Source organism: Kluyvera sichuanensis, from assembly GCF_040930405.1.
GTDB classification, from domain to species: Bacteria; Pseudomonadota; Gammaproteobacteria; order Enterobacterales; family Enterobacteriaceae; genus Kluyvera; species Kluyvera sichuanensis.
Map to the genome: position 1 here is coordinate 2,608,201 of NZ_CP162271.1, position 16,288 is coordinate 2,624,488.

Annotated in this window: 17 protein-coding genes; 12 read left to right on the forward strand and 5 right to left on the reverse strand. The window is 54.6% G+C overall.

Going from position 1 to position 16,288, the window contains the following annotated elements:
• Window positions 1-10: 10 nt before the first annotated feature.
• The 3 genes from AB2B48_RS12655 to AB2B48_RS12665 all read right to left on the reverse strand — a co-directional run bounded on the left by AB2B48_RS12655 (window position 11) and on the right by AB2B48_RS12665 (window position 3,847).
• Window positions 11-2,503 (reverse strand): fimbria/pilus outer membrane usher protein, encoded by a 2,493-nt coding sequence (locus tag AB2B48_RS12655; RefSeq protein ID WP_368301960.1) that lies wholly within the window; start codon window positions 2,501-2,503, stop codon window positions 11-13.
• 41 nt (window positions 2,504-2,544) lie between these two features.
• The gene (locus tag AB2B48_RS12660) at window positions 2,545-3,210 is read right to left on the reverse strand and encodes a molecular chaperone (RefSeq protein WP_368299317.1); all 666 of its coding nucleotides are present in this window, start codon (window positions 3,208-3,210) and stop codon (window positions 2,545-2,547) included.
• A 64-nt stretch (window positions 3,211-3,274) separates the two neighbouring features.
• Complete coding sequence (locus AB2B48_RS12665; RefSeq protein WP_368299318.1) at window positions 3,275-3,847, reverse strand: fimbrial protein; 573 nt, start codon at window positions 3,845-3,847, stop codon at window positions 3,275-3,277.
• A gap of 630 nt (window positions 3,848-4,477) precedes the next feature.
• Here AB2B48_RS12665 and AB2B48_RS12670 point away from each other — a divergent pair.
• The 4 genes from AB2B48_RS12670 to alaE all read left to right on the forward strand — a co-directional run bounded on the left by AB2B48_RS12670 (window position 4,478) and on the right by alaE (window position 6,451).
• A complete protein-coding gene (locus AB2B48_RS12670) occupies window positions 4,478-4,777 on the forward strand; it encodes an ArsR/SmtB family transcription factor (protein ID WP_185668723.1) in 300 nt (99 codons plus the stop codon).
• 12 nt (window positions 4,778-4,789) lie between these two features.
• Window positions 4,790-5,329 carry a rhodanese family protein gene (locus tag AB2B48_RS12675; protein ID WP_368299319.1) on the forward strand — a complete coding sequence of 180 codons (540 nt, stop codon included), beginning with the start codon at window positions 4,790-4,792 and terminating at the stop codon, window positions 5,327-5,329.
• 27 nt (window positions 5,330-5,356) lie between these two features.
• Window positions 5,357-5,536 (forward strand): hypothetical protein, encoded by a 180-nt coding sequence (locus AB2B48_RS12680; RefSeq protein ID WP_185668721.1) that lies wholly within the window; start codon window positions 5,357-5,359, stop codon window positions 5,534-5,536.
• 465 nt (window positions 5,537-6,001) lie between these two features.
• A complete protein-coding gene (gene alaE, locus AB2B48_RS12685; protein ID WP_123652669.1) occupies window positions 6,002-6,451 on the forward strand; it encodes an L-alanine exporter AlaE in 450 nt (149 codons plus the stop codon).
• 43 nt (window positions 6,452-6,494) lie between these two features.
• Here the strand turns inward: alaE and AB2B48_RS12690 are convergent, their stop codons facing one another.
• Window positions 6,495-6,839: a DUF2002 family protein gene (locus AB2B48_RS12690; protein ID WP_333496718.1), complete on the reverse strand. Its 345-nt coding sequence runs from the start codon at window positions 6,837-6,839 to the stop codon at window positions 6,495-6,497.
• 150 nt (window positions 6,840-6,989) lie between these two features.
• On the opposite strand from AB2B48_RS12690, the gene AB2B48_RS12695 reads away from it, so the two are divergent.
• The gene (locus AB2B48_RS12695) at window positions 6,990-7,316 is read left to right on the forward strand and encodes a DUF883 family protein (protein ID WP_185668719.1); all 327 of its coding nucleotides are present in this window, start codon (window positions 6,990-6,992) and stop codon (window positions 7,314-7,316) included.
• Window positions 7,317-7,384: 68 nt separating this feature from the next.
• Here AB2B48_RS12695 and AB2B48_RS12700 read toward each other — a convergent pair whose 3' ends face one another.
• Window positions 7,385-8,734, reverse strand: coding sequence for a PLP-dependent aminotransferase family protein (locus AB2B48_RS12700; RefSeq protein ID WP_368299320.1), 1,350 nt, complete (start codon window positions 8,732-8,734; stop codon window positions 7,385-7,387).
• A gap of 86 nt (window positions 8,735-8,820) precedes the next feature.
• On the opposite strand from AB2B48_RS12700, the gene AB2B48_RS12705 reads away from it, so the two are divergent.
• From AB2B48_RS12705 to emrA, 7 genes are all read left to right on the forward strand, one after another.
• The gene (locus tag AB2B48_RS12705; protein WP_185668717.1) at window positions 8,821-9,252 is read left to right on the forward strand and encodes a carboxymuconolactone decarboxylase family protein; all 432 of its coding nucleotides are present in this window, start codon (window positions 8,821-8,823) and stop codon (window positions 9,250-9,252) included.
• A 409-nt stretch (window positions 9,253-9,661) separates the two neighbouring features.
• Window positions 9,662-10,867, forward strand: a complete 1,206-nt coding sequence (proV, locus tag AB2B48_RS12710) for a glycine betaine/L-proline ABC transporter ATP-binding protein ProV (RefSeq protein WP_220440948.1) — start codon at window positions 9,662-9,664, stop codon at window positions 10,865-10,867.
• Window positions 10,860-11,921 (forward strand): glycine betaine/L-proline ABC transporter permease ProW, encoded by a 1,062-nt coding sequence (gene proW, locus AB2B48_RS12715; protein WP_368299321.1) that lies wholly within the window; start codon window positions 10,860-10,862, stop codon window positions 11,919-11,921. The genes proV and proW overlap by 8 nt, the downstream gene beginning before the upstream one ends.
• Window positions 11,922-11,986: 65 nt before the next feature.
• Window positions 11,987-12,982 (forward strand): glycine betaine/L-proline ABC transporter substrate-binding protein ProX, encoded by a 996-nt coding sequence (proX, locus tag AB2B48_RS12720; RefSeq protein WP_368299322.1) that lies wholly within the window; start codon window positions 11,987-11,989, stop codon window positions 12,980-12,982.
• Window positions 12,983-13,153: 171 nt separating this feature from the next.
• Complete coding sequence (locus AB2B48_RS12725) at window positions 13,154-14,335, forward strand: MFS transporter (RefSeq protein ID WP_368299323.1); 1,182 nt, start codon at window positions 13,154-13,156, stop codon at window positions 14,333-14,335.
• 135 nt (window positions 14,336-14,470) lie between these two features.
• The gene (mprA, locus tag AB2B48_RS12730; protein ID WP_185668712.1) at window positions 14,471-15,001 is read left to right on the forward strand and encodes a transcriptional repressor MprA; all 531 of its coding nucleotides are present in this window, start codon (window positions 14,471-14,473) and stop codon (window positions 14,999-15,001) included.
• 114 nt (window positions 15,002-15,115) lie between these two features.
• Window positions 15,116-16,288, forward strand: coding sequence for a multidrug efflux MFS transporter periplasmic adaptor subunit EmrA (emrA, locus tag AB2B48_RS12735; RefSeq protein WP_220440946.1), 1,173 nt, complete (start codon window positions 15,116-15,118; stop codon window positions 16,286-16,288).

Genomic DNA, 16,288 nt, shown 5'->3' on the forward strand with positions numbered 1-16,288 from the left:
GGTACACCTTTTAGAGACACTGCGCGCTAACCGTTTTCACCGGTTTAGCCTGCATAGTAGTGGGAAGATGGTAACGGGCACGGCAGGTCTTCGCGACGCGACTGTCCATCCAGCTGACTTCAACGGTGCCCTCGTCCGGCATCCCGCTGAGATAAACCTGCCCCTGCTCCGCCACAATGCCGGATGCCGCCTCGTCGTCCCCAACCAGACGCGCGCTGGCGCCGAACGGTAATGGGCCCTGCGCGCCGCGCAGCGTAAAGAGCACGCGGCTACCGATATGGGTGTGGTAGTCGGCTTCAACAATGGCACCACCGTCGGGGATCACGGTCTGCGCTTGTAGCTCCACGTCGGCGTCGTCAGGCAACGATTCGGTATCAAGGCTGATATCATTTTTCCGATAGGCGGTGAGCGTCGGCACAATGGCGTAGCCGCGCCAGTCGGTGTGCAGATCGGTGCCGTTCTGAATATCGACGTTGCTGGCGCCCGGTGCCCGCACGACAGCAAAGCTATCGCCGGTATACTGACCGAAGGTAACGCCGTGCGGATGCGCCACAATCGACCCTGACGCCCCCCAGGTCACCTGGCTATTCACGTTATCGTGCTGATAACCCAGCTGCGTTTCACCATAGCCGCCGCGATAATCCAACGACACGCCGCTGTTGCTCCCCTGCCCCTTGTTGCCGTACCCCTGCTGAACGGTGTAGTAGAGGTTATTTTTCTCCAGCGCCGAACCGTACAGTGAGGCCTGCTGTGAGGTATAGCCGTTATTATCGGAGGTGGTGCTGTAGCTGACGGAGCTGTCCGCCAGTTGGCTGCCCAGCGGGATATTCAGGTTAAAGGAGAACGAACGATCGCTCTTATTGTTCTGGGTCGACTGCGTAAAGTAGTAGCCCACGCCCCAGGAGATACCTTTCCAGGCGCTATAAAAACCGACGTGCACGGTCTCATCCTGTCCTTGTGAATGCCAGTAAGTCTGAGTCCAGGCCGACGCGGACAGGCTGCCCATATCGCCAAGCGACTGTGACAGCGACAGCTCCTCTCGGCTACGCTTGTTATCGGAGACGCCGTAGCGCCCCTCCAGCGCATTCGCTTCGCCAAAATCGTAATAGCGGCTGGAGGAGTAGCGATAGCTCGCCAGGCTCAGCGTCGTGCCGGTAGAGGAGAAGCTCTTTTGGTACTGCAACCGCGCGGAGTTACCGCGAAAGCGTTGCCCGGAAGGCGTTCGGGTGGCGGCGCTGGTGTAATCAGCCCCCAGCGACCCCAGTTCGCCAAAGCCGTGGCCCAGGCCAACCGACCACGCCTGATAGTCATCCGCCAACTGCGCTCCGCCGTAGAAAGTGATATCGGCGGGCAGGCCGTAAAATAGCGTCGACTGCATAAACTGCGGCTGACGGGTCTGCGGTTGGGTTGAGTAATAGCGTCCGATGCTGGCGCTGTACTTTATGCGCCCCTGGCGCAGCATAAACGGTACGGCGGAAAACGGCTGGGTGAAATGGCGTTCTGAACCGTCGCTCTCGGTCACCGTCACTTCCAAATCACCGCTTTGCGCGGTGGGATAGAGATCATTGATCGCGAATGCACCAGGGGCCACGAAGGTTTCATAAATCACGTAGCCGTGCTGGGATACGGTCACTTTAGCGTTACTGTGCGCCATTCCGCGAATTACCGGGGCAAAACCGCGCTGGCTATCCGGCAGCATCTCCTCCTGCGACATCAGCTGCACACCGCGAAACTGCACGCTGTCAAAAACATCGCCGTTGGTATAGGTATCCCCCATTCGCAGCTGACTTTTCAGCGCCCGAATATCGCGCTGCAGATAGGTGCTTTGCGAGCGCCAACGGCGGGTTTTGTCGTACTGCATCGCGGCGATATTGCGTAGCCGCCAGCTACCGAGGTTAACGCCGCTGCGCAGGTTCAGGTAGCTGGTACGGCTGTCGCCGCCGTCCTGTCGCGCCTGCGCCCCGGTCAGGTTGTAGTCGACAAAGGCCGCCGGAATACCGTCATCCCAGCGTGCCGGATCCACGTACCCCTGGCTTTGCTGGTTCATCGCCGCCTGCGGAATGCTCAGATTCAGCCGTTGCGCGGTGAAGTCAAACTTGCTGCTGGCGTTGGGAATAAATCGCTCGATGCGAGTCAGCGGTTCGCCGTCGTGCAGTTGATTGAACGTGGCAAAGGCGCTGACATTGACGCCGTATTCGGCAAGCTGAGCCGTGGTCAGGCGCGGCAGCAGCTGGCCATCGTCTTCCACAAATTCAATCGTTTCCTGGCTTACCTGCTGGTTGTTAACCCACACCGACACCGGATAGCGCCCCGGCTGCTGGCCGCCGGATTTGGCGAAATAGTGCAGGTCAGCGGTTTTCTGCTGCGGGTCGCTTAGCTCCACCGCTGCCGGGTCAAAATAGTCATCAGCCCTGGCGGGAGCGTGGTAGCACAACAGCAGTAGCGCCGTCGGCACGCAGGCCAGCAGGGTGCTAGCAGCAACCGTCGCCTCGTCGGACGGCATATCTGGAGTATATTTTTTCACAAGAGAAGCCGACAAAACGGTTACCGTTGCGCGAAGTCAGTCGCGCCGCCAAAGTCGTTGATCGCCCGCCACTTCACCACACCGGTGCGGCTGATGGACCAGGTTCTATCGCCAAACGGCGCAATCATCCCCGGTGATTCCAAATCAACGCCGCCGACAGATAATGAGAAGAAAGAGACAAAGTACGGCGTAGGATTATGCGCGACCAGGCTGGCACCGCGCGTTTCAAACGTCAGCTGTTGAAACGCGTCGTTGGCCTCACCGGCAAGATTATTCGGGCGATAGAAAATCTTAAACTTGGATTTAATATTGACCTGTAATTTGTTCACATCATTCTTATTCGATGGCGCAATACTTTTCACATTCAGCCAGAAAACAGACTCACGGTCGGCAGGAAGTTTCGCACCGGTAAAATTAATACGGAGAACGTTTTTTTGTTCCGGGTCGAGGCGAAAAAGCGGCGGCGTAACAATAAACGGCGGCTGGCTTTTATCGCTGGCGGAGTAATTTTCAACCCACGACTGCACTAAATAGGGAACGGTTTCATCGGCATTTGTTACCGATATAGACGCTTCACGCTTACCTTCTTCATATATAACTCGAGTACCGCCCATGACAATACCGGCCTGTGCCGTCACCGAGACGACAAATAAAGAAAGAGCAATGCTCATAATCCAACGATTCATGGGAGTACCCAACTATCCAGAATGAAAAAAAGAGAGCAGAAGTCGCCTTCTGCTCTCGGATTCATTAGTTGTAGATCATATTAAAATCAGCTACACCATCGGCTGCACCGGTAGTGACGGTTGCGCTGGTGGCTTGGTAGTCTGCGTAGAAGGTCAGGTCGGCAGTACTGGTTGCCCCCTGAGCACCCGCAATAACGGCGTGTTTTTTCGTCACGGAGCCAGGAATAATCTGCTGACTCTGATCATCTTCGTACAGTTTGATGCCCACCCCAGTTGCACCGGCAGTCACTGCAAACAACGAGGTATCAACCTTATCCTTATTGCCATCAAACAGGACGGCCACCTGCTTAACGGAACTTGGGCAATCTTTGACTTTGATATGGAAAGCCGTCTTGGTGGTTTCGACACCGGTACTGGTGAAATAGGATTTCGCCCATTTGCCAAGGTCAACGGTCTGGTTTGCGCTGCTACTGTCGACGTTGCAGGAGGCGTCCATGATTTCACCGGTAAATTTAACCTGGCCACCCGTCCCCTGTGTTCCTGCTCCTGAACCAGGATTAGTGGAAACAGCAGCTGCGGCCGCGCCGGAAACTAATACGGCAACGACACAGGCCATGATGCGGAATTGTGTTTTCATTTTCGATCTCTGGTTAACTTATACTTATGCAGCCACCCTGCAGGCCAATATGACCTACCCGGCCCTCTGCCGTCATATCCTCCATGTTTATTAAATCTTTATTCCATCAGTAGGGTATTAAATGCGTAACCGTATCGCTCTAATTAATGTATACAATCAAAAGGCGATTTAATATTTTTTCACTTCACCAACGGCGAGTGACAATTCAATTATTAGAAATACGATGAAGATCATATTCGTATTAAAAATCGATGCAATGCATTATTTGGTAAAATAGCCGTAAAGACATTTAAACCATATATATAAAAATAAAATATTATCAGTTCATGTTATTTTAAGATGAACATTAGCGCACAACACATTACCCATACGAAGGGGTTATTTTAACATTCCCTGGGCAAACTTAACGAAATTAACCCGCCAGCGCACATTTCGCACCGTGATTTATGACAAAAAATGCGGTCTACTCGCCAAACTAAGATGATTCCTACGCGCATTTTTATGCACAAACGTCGACTTTTAAACCACCAACAGAAGAAATAACATTTTCATTAACAAGTTGATCTTTTATCTCGCCAGCGTTCTCCCTTTAGTTTAGCATTACCTTAATTAAGAAAAGGCTAAATTAACATGAACGATAGCGAACGCCTGCGAGCTAGCGCCGGTGAAGCGGCAGCGCTGCTAAAAGCGATGAGCAACCCCAACCGGTTGCTGATCCTCTGCATGCTGTGCGATGCCCCCGGCACCAGCGCCGGTGAACTGGCGAAGGCCAGCGGGCTCAGCCCATCGGCTACCTCTCAGCACCTTGCCCGCATGCGAGAAGAGGGGCTGATTGACCGCCAGCGCGATGCCCAGCGGATTTACTATTCCATCCGTAACGAGGCGGTACAGCAAATTGTTGCCACCTTGAAAACGCTCTACTGTCCCTAAGAGAGAAGCTAAATGACCGTTGAAGAGATCTCCCCACAGGCAGCCCTTGCGCTGATTGAGCAAGGTGCAACCCTCGTTGATATCCGCGATGCGGACGAATATGCCCGTGAACACATCCCCGCCGCTCGCCTGCTGCCGCTCGGCAGCATAGAACAAGGCGCAACGTTTGCAGCCAGCGCCGATACCGTCGTTATCTTTCACTGCCAGTCCGGCAACCGCACGCGCAACAACCAGAGTCGCTTAATCGCTGCCGCGGCCCCGGCGCAGGTTAAACTGCTGGCTGGCGGCATTGAAGCCTGGCGTCAGGCCGGCCTCGCCACCGCGGTGGACAAATCGCAGCCCCTACCCCTAATGCGCCAGGTACAGATTGCCGCTGGCGTGCTAATTTTACTGGGCGTCGTACTCGGCTATAGCCTCTCCAGCGCGTTCTTCCTGCTCAGCGCCTTTGTGGGGGCAGGGTTAACCTTTGCCGGAGTGACGGGGTTTTGCGGCATGGCGCGACTGCTGGCGATGATGCCGTGGAATCGGCGCTCATCCACCACCGGCGTATAAGCACTCAATAACAAAGGAGCACCTGAGATGTTTGCACCTGGCGATCTGGTTCAACCGAAAATGGGCGGACCAAAGTTAAAAGTGATTGAAGCACATGAAGACAGCATCGTGGCGGTACAGGCCAGCGATGAAAACGGCAAGCAGTACACGTTAAAGGCGGCGGACGTGGCGCCGTATAGTGAAGAAGGCGACTTTGGCGTTTGCTGATGTTGCGCTGCGGTGAGCGTCGCTCACCGCCTCATTTCAACGTTTATGAATAGTTACCCACAAATCACGCATATCCTCCAAACACCTCTCACAGAACTAAACGCCAAAACACCCGCTTATTTACGGATAAAAACGCTGAACGTGACCTTATTCACATAAAAATCAGCATTGCCGTGCTTTGGCGCTGACACACACGATCTCTCATCCTTTTTTACCATTTCGAAACAGAGATTAACTAAATGATTTTTATATAAAAAATAGACAACAAAAACAAAAATAGCGCAGCGAACATAAAACAATCAAAAACAGAGCATTTTATTGACAAAACCGCATTAAATAAAAATATTTCACTAGTTGTTTGTTCCAATCCAGATGGATAATCTATACACGTCAATTAAACCAACCCAAAACGCCATAAAACAGACCGTTTTCTGTATTAACCGTTCATTTTCGAGGAGCATACCGATGTTCTCTGCGCAGTCACGCCTGCGTCATGCGGCAGCAGACACTTTCGCCATGGTTGTCTACTGTTCCGTCGTGAACATGATGATTGAAATATTTCTCTCAGGAATGACCTTTGAGCAGTCACTTTCATCGCGTCTGGTTGCTATCCCGGTCAACATTATTATTGCGTGGCCGTACGGTATTTATCGCGACTTTATTATGCGACAGGCGGCTCGCATTAGCCCGGCGGGTTGGGTAAAACGCGTGGCGGATCCGCTGGCCTATGTCACCTTCCAGTCGCCGGTATATGTACTTATTCTGCTGAGCGTCGGTGCCGACTGGCACCAGATCCTGGCGGCGGTAAGCTCTAACGCCGTGGTATCGCTGGTGATGGGGGCCGCATACGGCTACTTCCTCGATTTCTGCCGTCGCCTGTTCCGCGTGGAACAGTACACCCAGGCAAAAGCGTAATCATATTGGTATAGGTGACTGGCTAAGCCAGCCAGTCACTTACTTACAACTTCTCGCCAAATAGCCCATCAATAAAGCGCTCTAACGCCATTCGTGAACTAAAACCGTGCGGGATGCCGTAATGCTGCTCAACTTCGCCGCCTAAATAGAGCGGAAACTCTGCGTAGTGATCGCAGGCCTTAATATCAGAAGCCGGTTCGGCAAATTTGTTACTGCGATCTTTAAGCGCCGGATGAATGATCAGCGCCGTGCGCCCCATTCGCGCTTCGCGGTTGACGTACACATAATTCTCACCACGACGGTAACCGTAGGCTTTCGAGGTTACCGCATCCATGGTAAAGCCCGCCTTTTCAAGAACGCGCGCCACCTCATCAGGTCGTAAATACATATATTATCCTCTTTATCTTTTACTGCATCGCCACCTTACCGTAATCAGTATTCGCCTCGCTTTCAGATAATTCCAGAAACCAGCCAATCTCCGGCAAATTATGTCGGGTGACCTACACTTATTGCTCCAACAAAATTTGTGGAGAACCTCATGTTTAAATCACTTAATCGCCACGATGCTGATGATGAAGTCCAGGATATTCATAATGACGTCAGCCAATTAGCCGACAGCCTTGAGAGCATCCTGAAGAGCTGGGCCAGTGAAGACAAAGACGAAATTGAGGCCGTCCGCCACAATGCGAAGAAATTGCTGAGCGAAACCCGTGCGCGCATTAATGGTCGTACCCGCATACAGCAAAGCGTATGTGACGTTGCGGGCTGTGCCGATGACTATATTCGCGATAAACCGTGGCAAAGTGTGAGCGCTGCCGCGGCAGTGGGGATTTTTATTGGCGTATTATTAGGCAGTCGTCGATAATATCATCACAACGATGTTGATAATAAAAACGCGTCTCCCCCCGGAGTATCTTTGATACCCGGGGGTTTTTATTTTATGGCGGCCTTCAACGCCGCGACCTGAGCATCGGCCATCTGCTGCGACACGATATTGGTAAAGCTCATGATAAGCCCGGCCTGGCCTCGCTGGCCGATTCGCCAGTCGTTTACCGCCTGCACCGCCAGCCCCGCTTGTCTGGCCCGCTGCGCCATGAGTCGGTCGTCACCGTCGACCGTCACCACCAGTTGAATCCCCCCGAACTGCTCCTGCACCTGAAAGCCGTTAGCCCGTAGCGATGTTTCCAGCCAGCGCCGACGCTCGGCATAGTGAACGCGCATCTTCTTCAGATGCCGCCAGAAGTGCCCTTCGCGCAGAAAATCCGCCAGCGTCTGCTGGCAGAGCACCGGAACCGGGCAGGCCAGGCGCTGTGCCTGCCGACGAAATGCCGCCACCAACGGTAATGGCACCACCAGCCAGGCAGTACGCAGCGCCGGGAACAGCGACTTACTGAAGGTACCGGCATAGATAACCCGCTGCGGCGCATCCAGGCTTTTGAGCGGCGGCAGCGGTTTCCCCTGATAGCGGAACTCGCTGTCGTAATCATCTTCAATAATCCACGCGTCATGATGTGCAGCCCAATCCAGCAGCTGTCGACGTCGTGGCAGCGATAGCGCCACGCCGGTAGGGCTTTGATGGGCCGGGGTGAGCAGCGCAAAGCGCGCGGTCGTGGGGCGCTGGGTTATCCATTCTACGTCCATGCCATCCTCATCTACCGCCACCGGATGTAGCGTCACGCCCGCCTGTTCAATGACCGGGCGAATCAATGGAAACCCGGGGTCTTCCATCCACATTCCCTCCCCACGCGCCTCCAGCGCCTGCAGGATAAGCCCCATAGAAGCCGCGTAGCCGGAGGTGATAAACACCTGTTCGGCCTCGCATTCAATGCTGCGGGAGAGACGAAGATACTCGACGATGGCCTGACGCAGTGACAGTTCGCCGCACACGTCGCCCAGCGCAAGGTCAAAGCGGGTTTGTATGCGCAGCCGATGCCCCATCACCCGCGCCCACTGGCCGCGGGGAAAGAGATCCAGCGCGGGAAGGCCAAGCTGGAAAGGCTGCGGCTGGAAGTGCTCCCCGCCAAAACCGAGAGGCTCGGCAGCAACTGGCTCAAGGGTTAAGTGATCGCTTACAAACGTGCCCGCCTGCCCGCGACGCTCCAGCCAGCCTTGCGCCACCAGCTCGCCGTAGGCGTTTTCCACCGTCACCCTTGAAACGCCAAGCTCCTGCGCATAAACCCGGCTGGAGGGTAAGCGCCTGCCCGCCTTCAGTTCGCCCTGTTCCATCGCCGCTTTCAGTTCCCTGGCAATCTGCTGATAGCGTGGTACGCCGCCCGGTTTCATGGTCTTATTTTTTACTCCAAATATGGCTATCTTTTTAAGACCATTATAGTGCTATTTTTGTCCCATCTTGAACGAGGAGTGACAATATGACTGCATTACGCCAACCCTATAGTGAACTAAGCCCGAACGTCTATGCCGGGCTGGTTCAGGCCAGCATCGCCCTGGAAAAAAGCTCGCTGGAGCGCCCTCTGCTGGAGTTGCTTTACCTGCGCGTGTCGCAGATTAACGGCTGCGCCTTCTGCCTGGAGATGCACAGCAAAGCGCTGCGTAAGTCTGGCGTGGACCAGGTGAAGTTGGATGCGCTGGCGGGATGGCGAGTGAGCAATCACTTCAGCGATGCCGAGCGTGCAGCGCTGGCCTGGGCTGAAGATCTGACCCACATCGCGGAAAACCGCGCGGAGGACAGCGTGTACCAACCGCTGCTGGTTCATTTCAGCGCCGAGCAGATTAGCGATATGACCTTCGCCATCAGCCTGATGAACGCCTTTAACCGCCTTGCCGTCAGCATGCGGATGTAATGAAAAAACGCCCGCAAATAATCGCAATTTGCGGGCGTTAATTTCCCACCCTTATTCTCCATTTTCCTGCCAAATATCCCCCTGATGATTACCCGGATATTTCTCAAAAAATCGCCATCATCATACAAATATCGTGCGAAATTCAGCCGTGAATTTTCAGACAATATTCATGCCGTTTTTTAGATCTCAACCAAATTTCGCATCGAAATTCATAAAAAAATCAATCAGCGTCAAGTCGCCCTCAGCCCTTATATCATGGGAAATGACGGCAATATCACCCTATTGGCTATTTCGATTGAAAACGGATTGAGGGTTGTCACATCGTCTCAGTATGCTAGGGTATAAACAGGTCATTATTTTCATCAGGTAGCATATCGACATAAACTAAAAACAGGAAATCGCATATTGCATGGCAGTTAAATTAGAAGTTAAGAATCTTTATAAAATATTCGGCGAGCACCCACAGCGAGCATTTAAATATATCGAGAAAGGTTTTACCAAAGAGCAAATTCTCGATAAAACTGGATTATCACTTGGCGTTAAAGACGCCAGTCTGGCCATTGAAGAAGGCGAGATATTTGTCATCATGGGGTTATCTGGCTCCGGCAAATCCACCATGGTACGCCTTCTCAATCGTCTGATAGAACCGACTCGCGGTCAGGTGCTGATAGACGGTATGGATATTGCCAAAATATCCGATGCCGAGCTGCGGGAAGTTCGCCGTAAAAAAATCGCGATGGTATTCCAGTCATTTGCGCTCATGCCGCATATGAGCGTGCTGGAGAATACCGCCTTCGGCATGGATCTCGCCGGCGTTCCCGCCCAGGAACGTCAGGAGAAAGCGCTGGACGCGCTGCGTCAGGTTGGCCTTGAGAACTACGCTCATGGTTACCCGGACGAACTCTCCGGCGGCATGCGTCAGCGCGTCGGTTTAGCCCGCGCGCTCGCCATCAACCCCGACATTCTATTAATGGATGAGGCCTTCTCGGCGCTCGACCCATTAATCCGCACCGAGATGCAGGATGAGTTGGTAAAATTACAGGCGAAGCATCAGCGCACCGTAGTCTTTATTTCCCATGACCTCGATGAAGCGATGCGAATTGGCGACCGTATTGCCATTATGCAAAATGGCGAAGTGGTACAGGTCGGCACGCCTGATGAAATTCTGAATAACCCGGCCAATGATTATGTCCGCACCTTCTTCCGCGGCGTGGATATTAGCCAGGTCTTTAGCGCTAAAGATATTGCCCGCCGTAATCCGGATGGCCTTATCCGTAAAACGCCAGGTTTCGGCCCTCGTTCGGCATTGAAATTATTACAGGATGATGACCGTGAATATGGTTACGTCATCGAACGCGGTAATAAGTTTGTTGGCATTGTCTCCATCGACTCATTGAAGGAAGCCCTAAAGGCGAATCAGGGAATCGAGGCGGCATTAATTGACGAGCCGCTGGCCGTTGATGCCCAGACGCCGCTCAGCGAATTGCTCTCTCACGTGGGTCATGCACCCTGCGCCGTACCGGTTGTTGGAGAAGAACAGCAGTACGTCGGCGTTATTTCAAAAAGAATGCTGCTACAGGCATTAGATCGCGAGGGGGCAACAAACAATGGCTGATCAATCAAATCCGTGGGATACCACACCGGCTGCCGATAGCGCAGCTAACTCCGCCGATGCCTGGGGTTCACCGGCATCAGCACCGTCCGGCGGCGGTGCCGAATGGCTGCATAACGCGCCCGCACCGCAGCCGGAGCACTTCAATATTATGGACCCGTTCCATAAAACGCTGATCCCGCTTGATAGCTGGGTGACGCAGGGGATCGACTGGGTGGTCACGCACTTCCGCCCGGTGTTCCAGGGCATTCGCGTGCCCGTCGATTACATCCTGAGCGCCTTCCAGCAGCTGCTGCTGGGGATGCCTGCACCGGTGGCGATTATTATTTTCGCCCTGATCGCCTGGCAGATTTCCAGCGTCGGTATGGGCATTGCGACCCTGATTTCGCTGATTGCTATCGGCGCTATCGGCGCGTGGTCGCAGGCGATGATTACCCTTGCCCTGGTGCTGACCGCCCTGCTGTTCTGCGTGGTGATAGGCCTGCCGCTCGGCATATGGCTGGCGCGCAGCCCACGGGCGTCAAAGATTATCCGGCCGCTGCTCGATGCGATGCAGACCACGCCAGCGTTCGTTTATCTGGTGCCGATCGTCATGCTGTTCGGTATCGGTAACGTACCGGGCGTGGTGGTGACCATTATCTTTGCCCTGCCGCCGATTGTGCGTCTGACCATTCTCGGGATTAACCAGGTACCGGCCGACCTTATCGAAGCGTCGCGCTCCTTTGGTGCCAGCCCGCGCCAGATGCTGTTCAAAGTGCAGTTGCCGCTGGCGATGCCGACCATTATGGCCGGTGTGAACCAGACGCTGATGCTGGCGCTGTCGATGGTGGTTATCGCCTCGATGATCGCCGTTGGCGGTCTGGGCCAGATGGTACTGCGCGGTATCGGTCGTCTGGATATGGGCCTTGCCACCGTGGGCGGCGTCGGGATCGTGATCCTCGCGATTATTCTCGACCGCCTGACCCAGGCCGTAGGCCGCGATTCTCGCAGCAAAGGCAACCGTCGCTGGTTCAATACCGGCCCGGTTGGCCTCCTGATGCGCCCCTTCTCTAAGTAACCATCGTATTGGCCCGGCAGCCGTCGGGCCAATGCTCCGCAACAATCACTATTAAAGGAACAACGATGCGACACTCATTCGTCTTAGCTACCGCTTTCACTACGCTGGTTTCAGCCAGCACCTTCGCCGCCGACCTCCCAGGGAAAGGCATTACCGTTCAGCCGGTACAGAGTACCCTCTCCGAAGAGACCTTCCAGACGCTGCTGGTCAGCCGCGCGCTGGAAAAACTGGGCTACACCGTCGATAAGCCAAACGAAGTCGACTACAACGTGGCTTACACCTCACTGGCTGCGGGTGATGCCACCTTCACCGCCGTCAACTGGATCCCATTGCATGATGATATGTACGCTGCCGCCGGTGGTGACAAGAAATTCTATCGTGAAGGCACGCTGGTTAACGGCGCGGCGCAGGGTTATCTGATTGATAAAAAAACCGCCGACCAATACCACATCACCAATATTGAGCAGCTGAAAGATCCTAAGATTGCCAAGCTGTTTGACACCAACGGTAACGGCAAAGCCGACCTCACCGGCTGTAACCCTGGCTGGGGCTGTGAAGCGGTGATTAACCACCAGATGGACGCCTATGAGCTGACGAAAACCGTCGAGCACAACCAGGGTAACTATGCGGCAATGATGGCCGATACCATTACCCGCTTCAAAGAAGGTAAGCCGATTCTGTACTACACCTGGACGCCTTACTGGGTAAGCGATGTGCTGAAACCGGGTAAAGATGTCGTCTGGCTGCAGGTGCCGTTCTCTTCCCTGCCGGGCGTGCAGAAAAATATCGATACTAAGCTCGCGAACGGCGCAAACTACGGCTTCCCGGTCAGCACCATGCACATTGTGGCCAACAAAGCCTGGGCCGAGAAAAACCCGGCGGCGGCGAAGTTGTTTGCCATCATGAAGCTGCCGCTGTCCGACATCAACGCACAGAACGCCATGATGCATGACGGCAAAGCATCAGAAGCCGACGTGCAGGGTCAGGTCGACGGTTGGATCAAAGCCCACCAGCAGGTATTTGATGGTTGGGTGAAAGAGGCGCTGGCCGCGCAGAAATAAATAAATCGTTGCACCGACGCCGGGCTACATCATATTAGTAGCCCGGCCGAGCAACGCGACGCCGGGAAGGCTCGGCGTCCACCAAAAAGCACAATCCGCTACGCATCATTTCCCCCCTCCCCCGCACCTTTCGTTATTATCGACCCTATCTTTCCTTACTTTCTCAATACCATGACTAAACCTGCTCACGGGCTTAGCCCGGCTTTGATCGTTTTAATGTCGGTCGCCACCGGCCTTGCCGTAGCCAGTAACTACTACGCGCAGCCGCTGCTGGAGACCATCGCCCGCCACTTCTCGCTTAGCGCTGGACAGGCCGGTTTTATCGTCACCGCCGCCCAGCTCGGTTATGCCGCCGGGCTGCTGTTCCTGGTACCGCTTGGCGATATGTTCGAGCGCCGTTCGCTTATCGTTTTCATGACCCTGCTGGCCGCAGGCGGCATGCTGATCACCGCCAGCAGCAGCTCGCTCGGCATGATGATCCTCGGCACCGCGCTGACCGGGCTGTTCTCCGTTGTCGCCCAGTTGCTGGTGCCGATGGCTGCCACTCTCGCCGCGCCGGAAAAACGCGGCAAAGTCGTCGGCACAGTGATGAGCGGGTTGCTGCTGGGGATACTGCTGGCGCGCACCGTTGCCGGGCTGCTGGCAAGCCTCGGCGGCTGGCGCACCGTTTACTGGGTGGCCTCCGCGCTGATGGTACTGCTGGCCTTCGCGCTGTGGCGCGGGCTGCCGAAGCTCAAGCAGGAGACGCATCTTAACTATCCACAGCTGCTCGGTTCTATCTTTAGCCTCTTCGCCAATGACAAGCTGCTGCGCACCCGCGCGCTACTCGGCTGCCTGACCTTTGCCAACTTCAGCATTCTGTGGACGTCGATGGCATTTCTGCTCTCCGGCGCGCCGTTTAACTATTCTGAAGGTACTATCGGCCTGTTTGGCCTTGCAGGTGCCGCTGGTGCGCTGGGCGCACGTCCGGTCGGCGGGCTGGCGGATAAAGGTAAAGCGCATCTGACCACCACCTGGGGTCTGGTGTTGCTGCTGCTATCCTGGGTGGCTATCTGGTACGGACATACGTCCGCTATTGCGCTGATAATCGGGATTCTGGTGCTCGACCTGATGGTGCAAGGCGTGCATATCACCAACCAGACGGTGATTTACCGCGTACAGCCGGATGCCCGTAATCGCCTCACCGCAGGCTATATGACCAGCTACTTTATCGGCGGCGCGGCGGGCTCGCTGCTCTCGGCCTCCGCCTGGCAGCATGCAGGATGGCTGGGCGTGTGCCTCGCAGGCAGCCTGATGGCCGTCGCTAACCTGTTAGTCTGGTGGCAGGGTTATCATCGTCAGGAAGCGGAATAGCGGCGCTGCTGCCGGGTATACGTATCCGGCAGCGTTATGTCATAGACTAACCACATAAATTACGGACAATAATTCATTTACTTTATTTGTCACTATCGTTACTATATCGACTGTAACTAATGAGGTAATGCCCAGATGGATAGTTCGTTTACGCCCATTGAACAAATGCTGAAATTCCGCGCCAGCCGCAGTGAAGAGTTCCCTTTCCAGGAGATCCTTCTCACCCGCCTTTGCATGCACATGCAGGGCAAGCTGCTGGACAATCGTAATAAAATGCTGAAGGCTCAGGGGATTAACGAGACGTTGTTTATGGCGCTAATCACGCTGGAGTCTCAAGAAAATCACAGTATTCAGCCTTCCGAGCTCAGCTGTGCGCTGGGTTCATCACGCACCAACGCCACACGTATTGCCGATGAACTGGAAAAACGCGGCTGGATTGAACGTCGTGAAAGCGACAATGACCGCCGTTGTCTGCACCTGCAGTTGACCGAAAAAGGTCATGAGTTCCTGCGCGAGGTGCTGCCTCCTCAGCATCACTGTCTGCATCAGCTTTGGTCTTCACTGAGCCTGGCTGAAAAAGACCAGCTCGAACATATCACCCGCAAGCTTCTCACCCGTCTGGATCAGATGGAAGAAGACGGTTCCGTACTGGATGCCCTGCGCTGATACCACCGCGTTAAAAAAGTAGATGAAAGGCCAGCAGATAACTTCTGCTGGCCTTTCTGGTAGGAAAAACAGGTCGGCTAAGCCGAAACAAATAATAAGAATGTGGAGAATCACATGAGCGCAAATGCGGAGACTCAAGCCCCGCAGCAAACCGCCAACAAGAAAGGCAAACGTAAACGCGCCCTCATCTTGTTGACCTTGCTCTTTGTTATTATTGCCGTAGCCTATGGGAGCTACTGGTTTTTGGTGTTGCGTCATTATGAAGAAACCGATGACGCTTACGTGGCAGGTAACCAGGTTCAAATCATGGCGCAGGTATCTGGCAGCGTGACCAAAGTCTGGGCTGATAACACCGACTATATTAAGCAGGGCGACGTGCTAGTCACCCTCGATCAGACCGATGCTCAACAGGCCTTTGAGAAAGCGCAGACTCAGCTTGCCTCAAGCGTCCGTCAGATGCGTCAGCTGATGATCAACAACAAGCAGCTGCAGGCGAATATCGATATTCGCAAAACCACGCTGGCTCAGGCGCAAACCGACCTTAACCGTCGAATTCCGCTGGGCAACGCCAACCTGATTGGCCGCGAAGAGCTGCAGCACGCCAAAGATGCCGTCACCAGCGCACAGGCCGCTCTGGACGTGGCGATTCAACAGTACAACGCTAACCAGGCGATGATCCTCGGCACTAAGCTTGAAGATCAGCCTACGGTTCGTCAGGCGGCGACCGAAGTCCGTAACGCATGGCTTGCCCTGCAGCGTACCAAAATCGTCAGCCCGATGAGCGGCTACGTTTCTCGTCGTTCCGTACAGCCGGGCGCGCAGATTAGCCCAACCACACCGCTGATGGCCGTTGTGCCTGCCAGCAACCTGTGGGTAGACGCGAACTTCAAAGAGACCCAGCTTGCGCATATGCGTATTGGCCAGCCGGTCACCGTCGTCAGCGATATTTACGGCGATGATGTGAAATACACCGGTAAAGTGGTCGGTCTGGATATGGGTACCGGTAGCGCCTTCTCCCTGCTGCCGGCACAGAACGCCACCGGCAACTGGATCAAAGTGGTACAGCGTCTGCCGGTGCGTATCGAACTGGATGAGAAACAGCTGGAACAACACCCGCTGCGTATTGGTCTGTCTACGCTGGTGAAAGTGGACACCTCCAACCGCGACGGTCAGATGCTGGCTAACCAGATCCGCACCAGCCCGGTTTACGAGAGTAACGCGCGTGAAATCAGCCTCGACCCGGTTAACAAGCTGATCAACGATATCGTCCAGGCCAACGCCAACTAA

What these genes read in the sequence shown, in the direction of transcription:
- alaE (WP_123652669.1), top strand. Translation starts at nt 6,002, where the DNA reads ATGTTCTCTGCGCAGTCACGCCTGCGTCATGCGGCAGCAGACACTTTC.
- AB2B48_RS12690 (WP_333496718.1), bottom strand. Translation starts at nt 6,839, where the DNA reads ATGTATTTACGACCTGATGAGGTGGCGCGCGTTCTTGAAAAGGCGGGC.
- AB2B48_RS12670 (WP_185668723.1), top strand. Translation starts at nt 4,478, where the DNA reads ATGAACGATAGCGAACGCCTGCGAGCTAGCGCCGGTGAAGCGGCAGCG.
- AB2B48_RS12680 (WP_185668721.1), top strand. Translation starts at nt 5,357, where the DNA reads ATGTTTGCACCTGGCGATCTGGTTCAACCGAAAATGGGCGGACCAAAG.
- proX (WP_368299322.1), top strand. Translation starts at nt 11,987, where the DNA reads ATGCGACACTCATTCGTCTTAGCTACCGCTTTCACTACGCTGGTTTCA.
- proV (WP_220440948.1), top strand. Translation starts at nt 9,662, where the DNA reads ATGGCAGTTAAATTAGAAGTTAAGAATCTTTATAAAATATTCGGCGAG.
- emrA (WP_220440946.1), top strand. Translation starts at nt 15,116, where the DNA reads ATGAGCGCAAATGCGGAGACTCAAGCCCCGCAGCAAACCGCCAACAAG.
- proW (WP_368299321.1), top strand. Translation starts at nt 10,860, where the DNA reads ATGGCTGATCAATCAAATCCGTGGGATACCACACCGGCTGCCGATAGC.
- AB2B48_RS12660 (WP_368299317.1), bottom strand. Translation starts at nt 3,210, where the DNA reads ATGAATCGTTGGATTATGAGCATTGCTCTTTCTTTATTTGTCGTCTCG.
- AB2B48_RS12695 (WP_185668719.1), top strand. Translation starts at nt 6,990, where the DNA reads ATGTTTAAATCACTTAATCGCCACGATGCTGATGATGAAGTCCAGGAT.
- AB2B48_RS12705 (WP_185668717.1), top strand. Translation starts at nt 8,821, where the DNA reads ATGACTGCATTACGCCAACCCTATAGTGAACTAAGCCCGAACGTCTAT.
- AB2B48_RS12665 (WP_368299318.1), bottom strand. Translation starts at nt 3,847, where the DNA reads ATGAAAACACAATTCCGCATCATGGCCTGTGTCGTTGCCGTATTAGTT.
- AB2B48_RS12700 (WP_368299320.1), bottom strand. Translation starts at nt 8,734, where the DNA reads ATGAAACCGGGCGGCGTACCACGCTATCAGCAGATTGCCAGGGAACTG.
- AB2B48_RS12675 (WP_368299319.1), top strand. Translation starts at nt 4,790, where the DNA reads ATGACCGTTGAAGAGATCTCCCCACAGGCAGCCCTTGCGCTGATTGAG.
- AB2B48_RS12725 (WP_368299323.1), top strand. Translation starts at nt 13,154, where the DNA reads ATGACTAAACCTGCTCACGGGCTTAGCCCGGCTTTGATCGTTTTAATG.
- mprA (WP_185668712.1), top strand. Translation starts at nt 14,471, where the DNA reads ATGGATAGTTCGTTTACGCCCATTGAACAAATGCTGAAATTCCGCGCC.
- AB2B48_RS12655 (WP_368301960.1), bottom strand. Translation starts at nt 2,503, where the DNA reads ATGCCGTCCGACGAGGCGACGGTTGCTGCTAGCACCCTGCTGGCCTGC.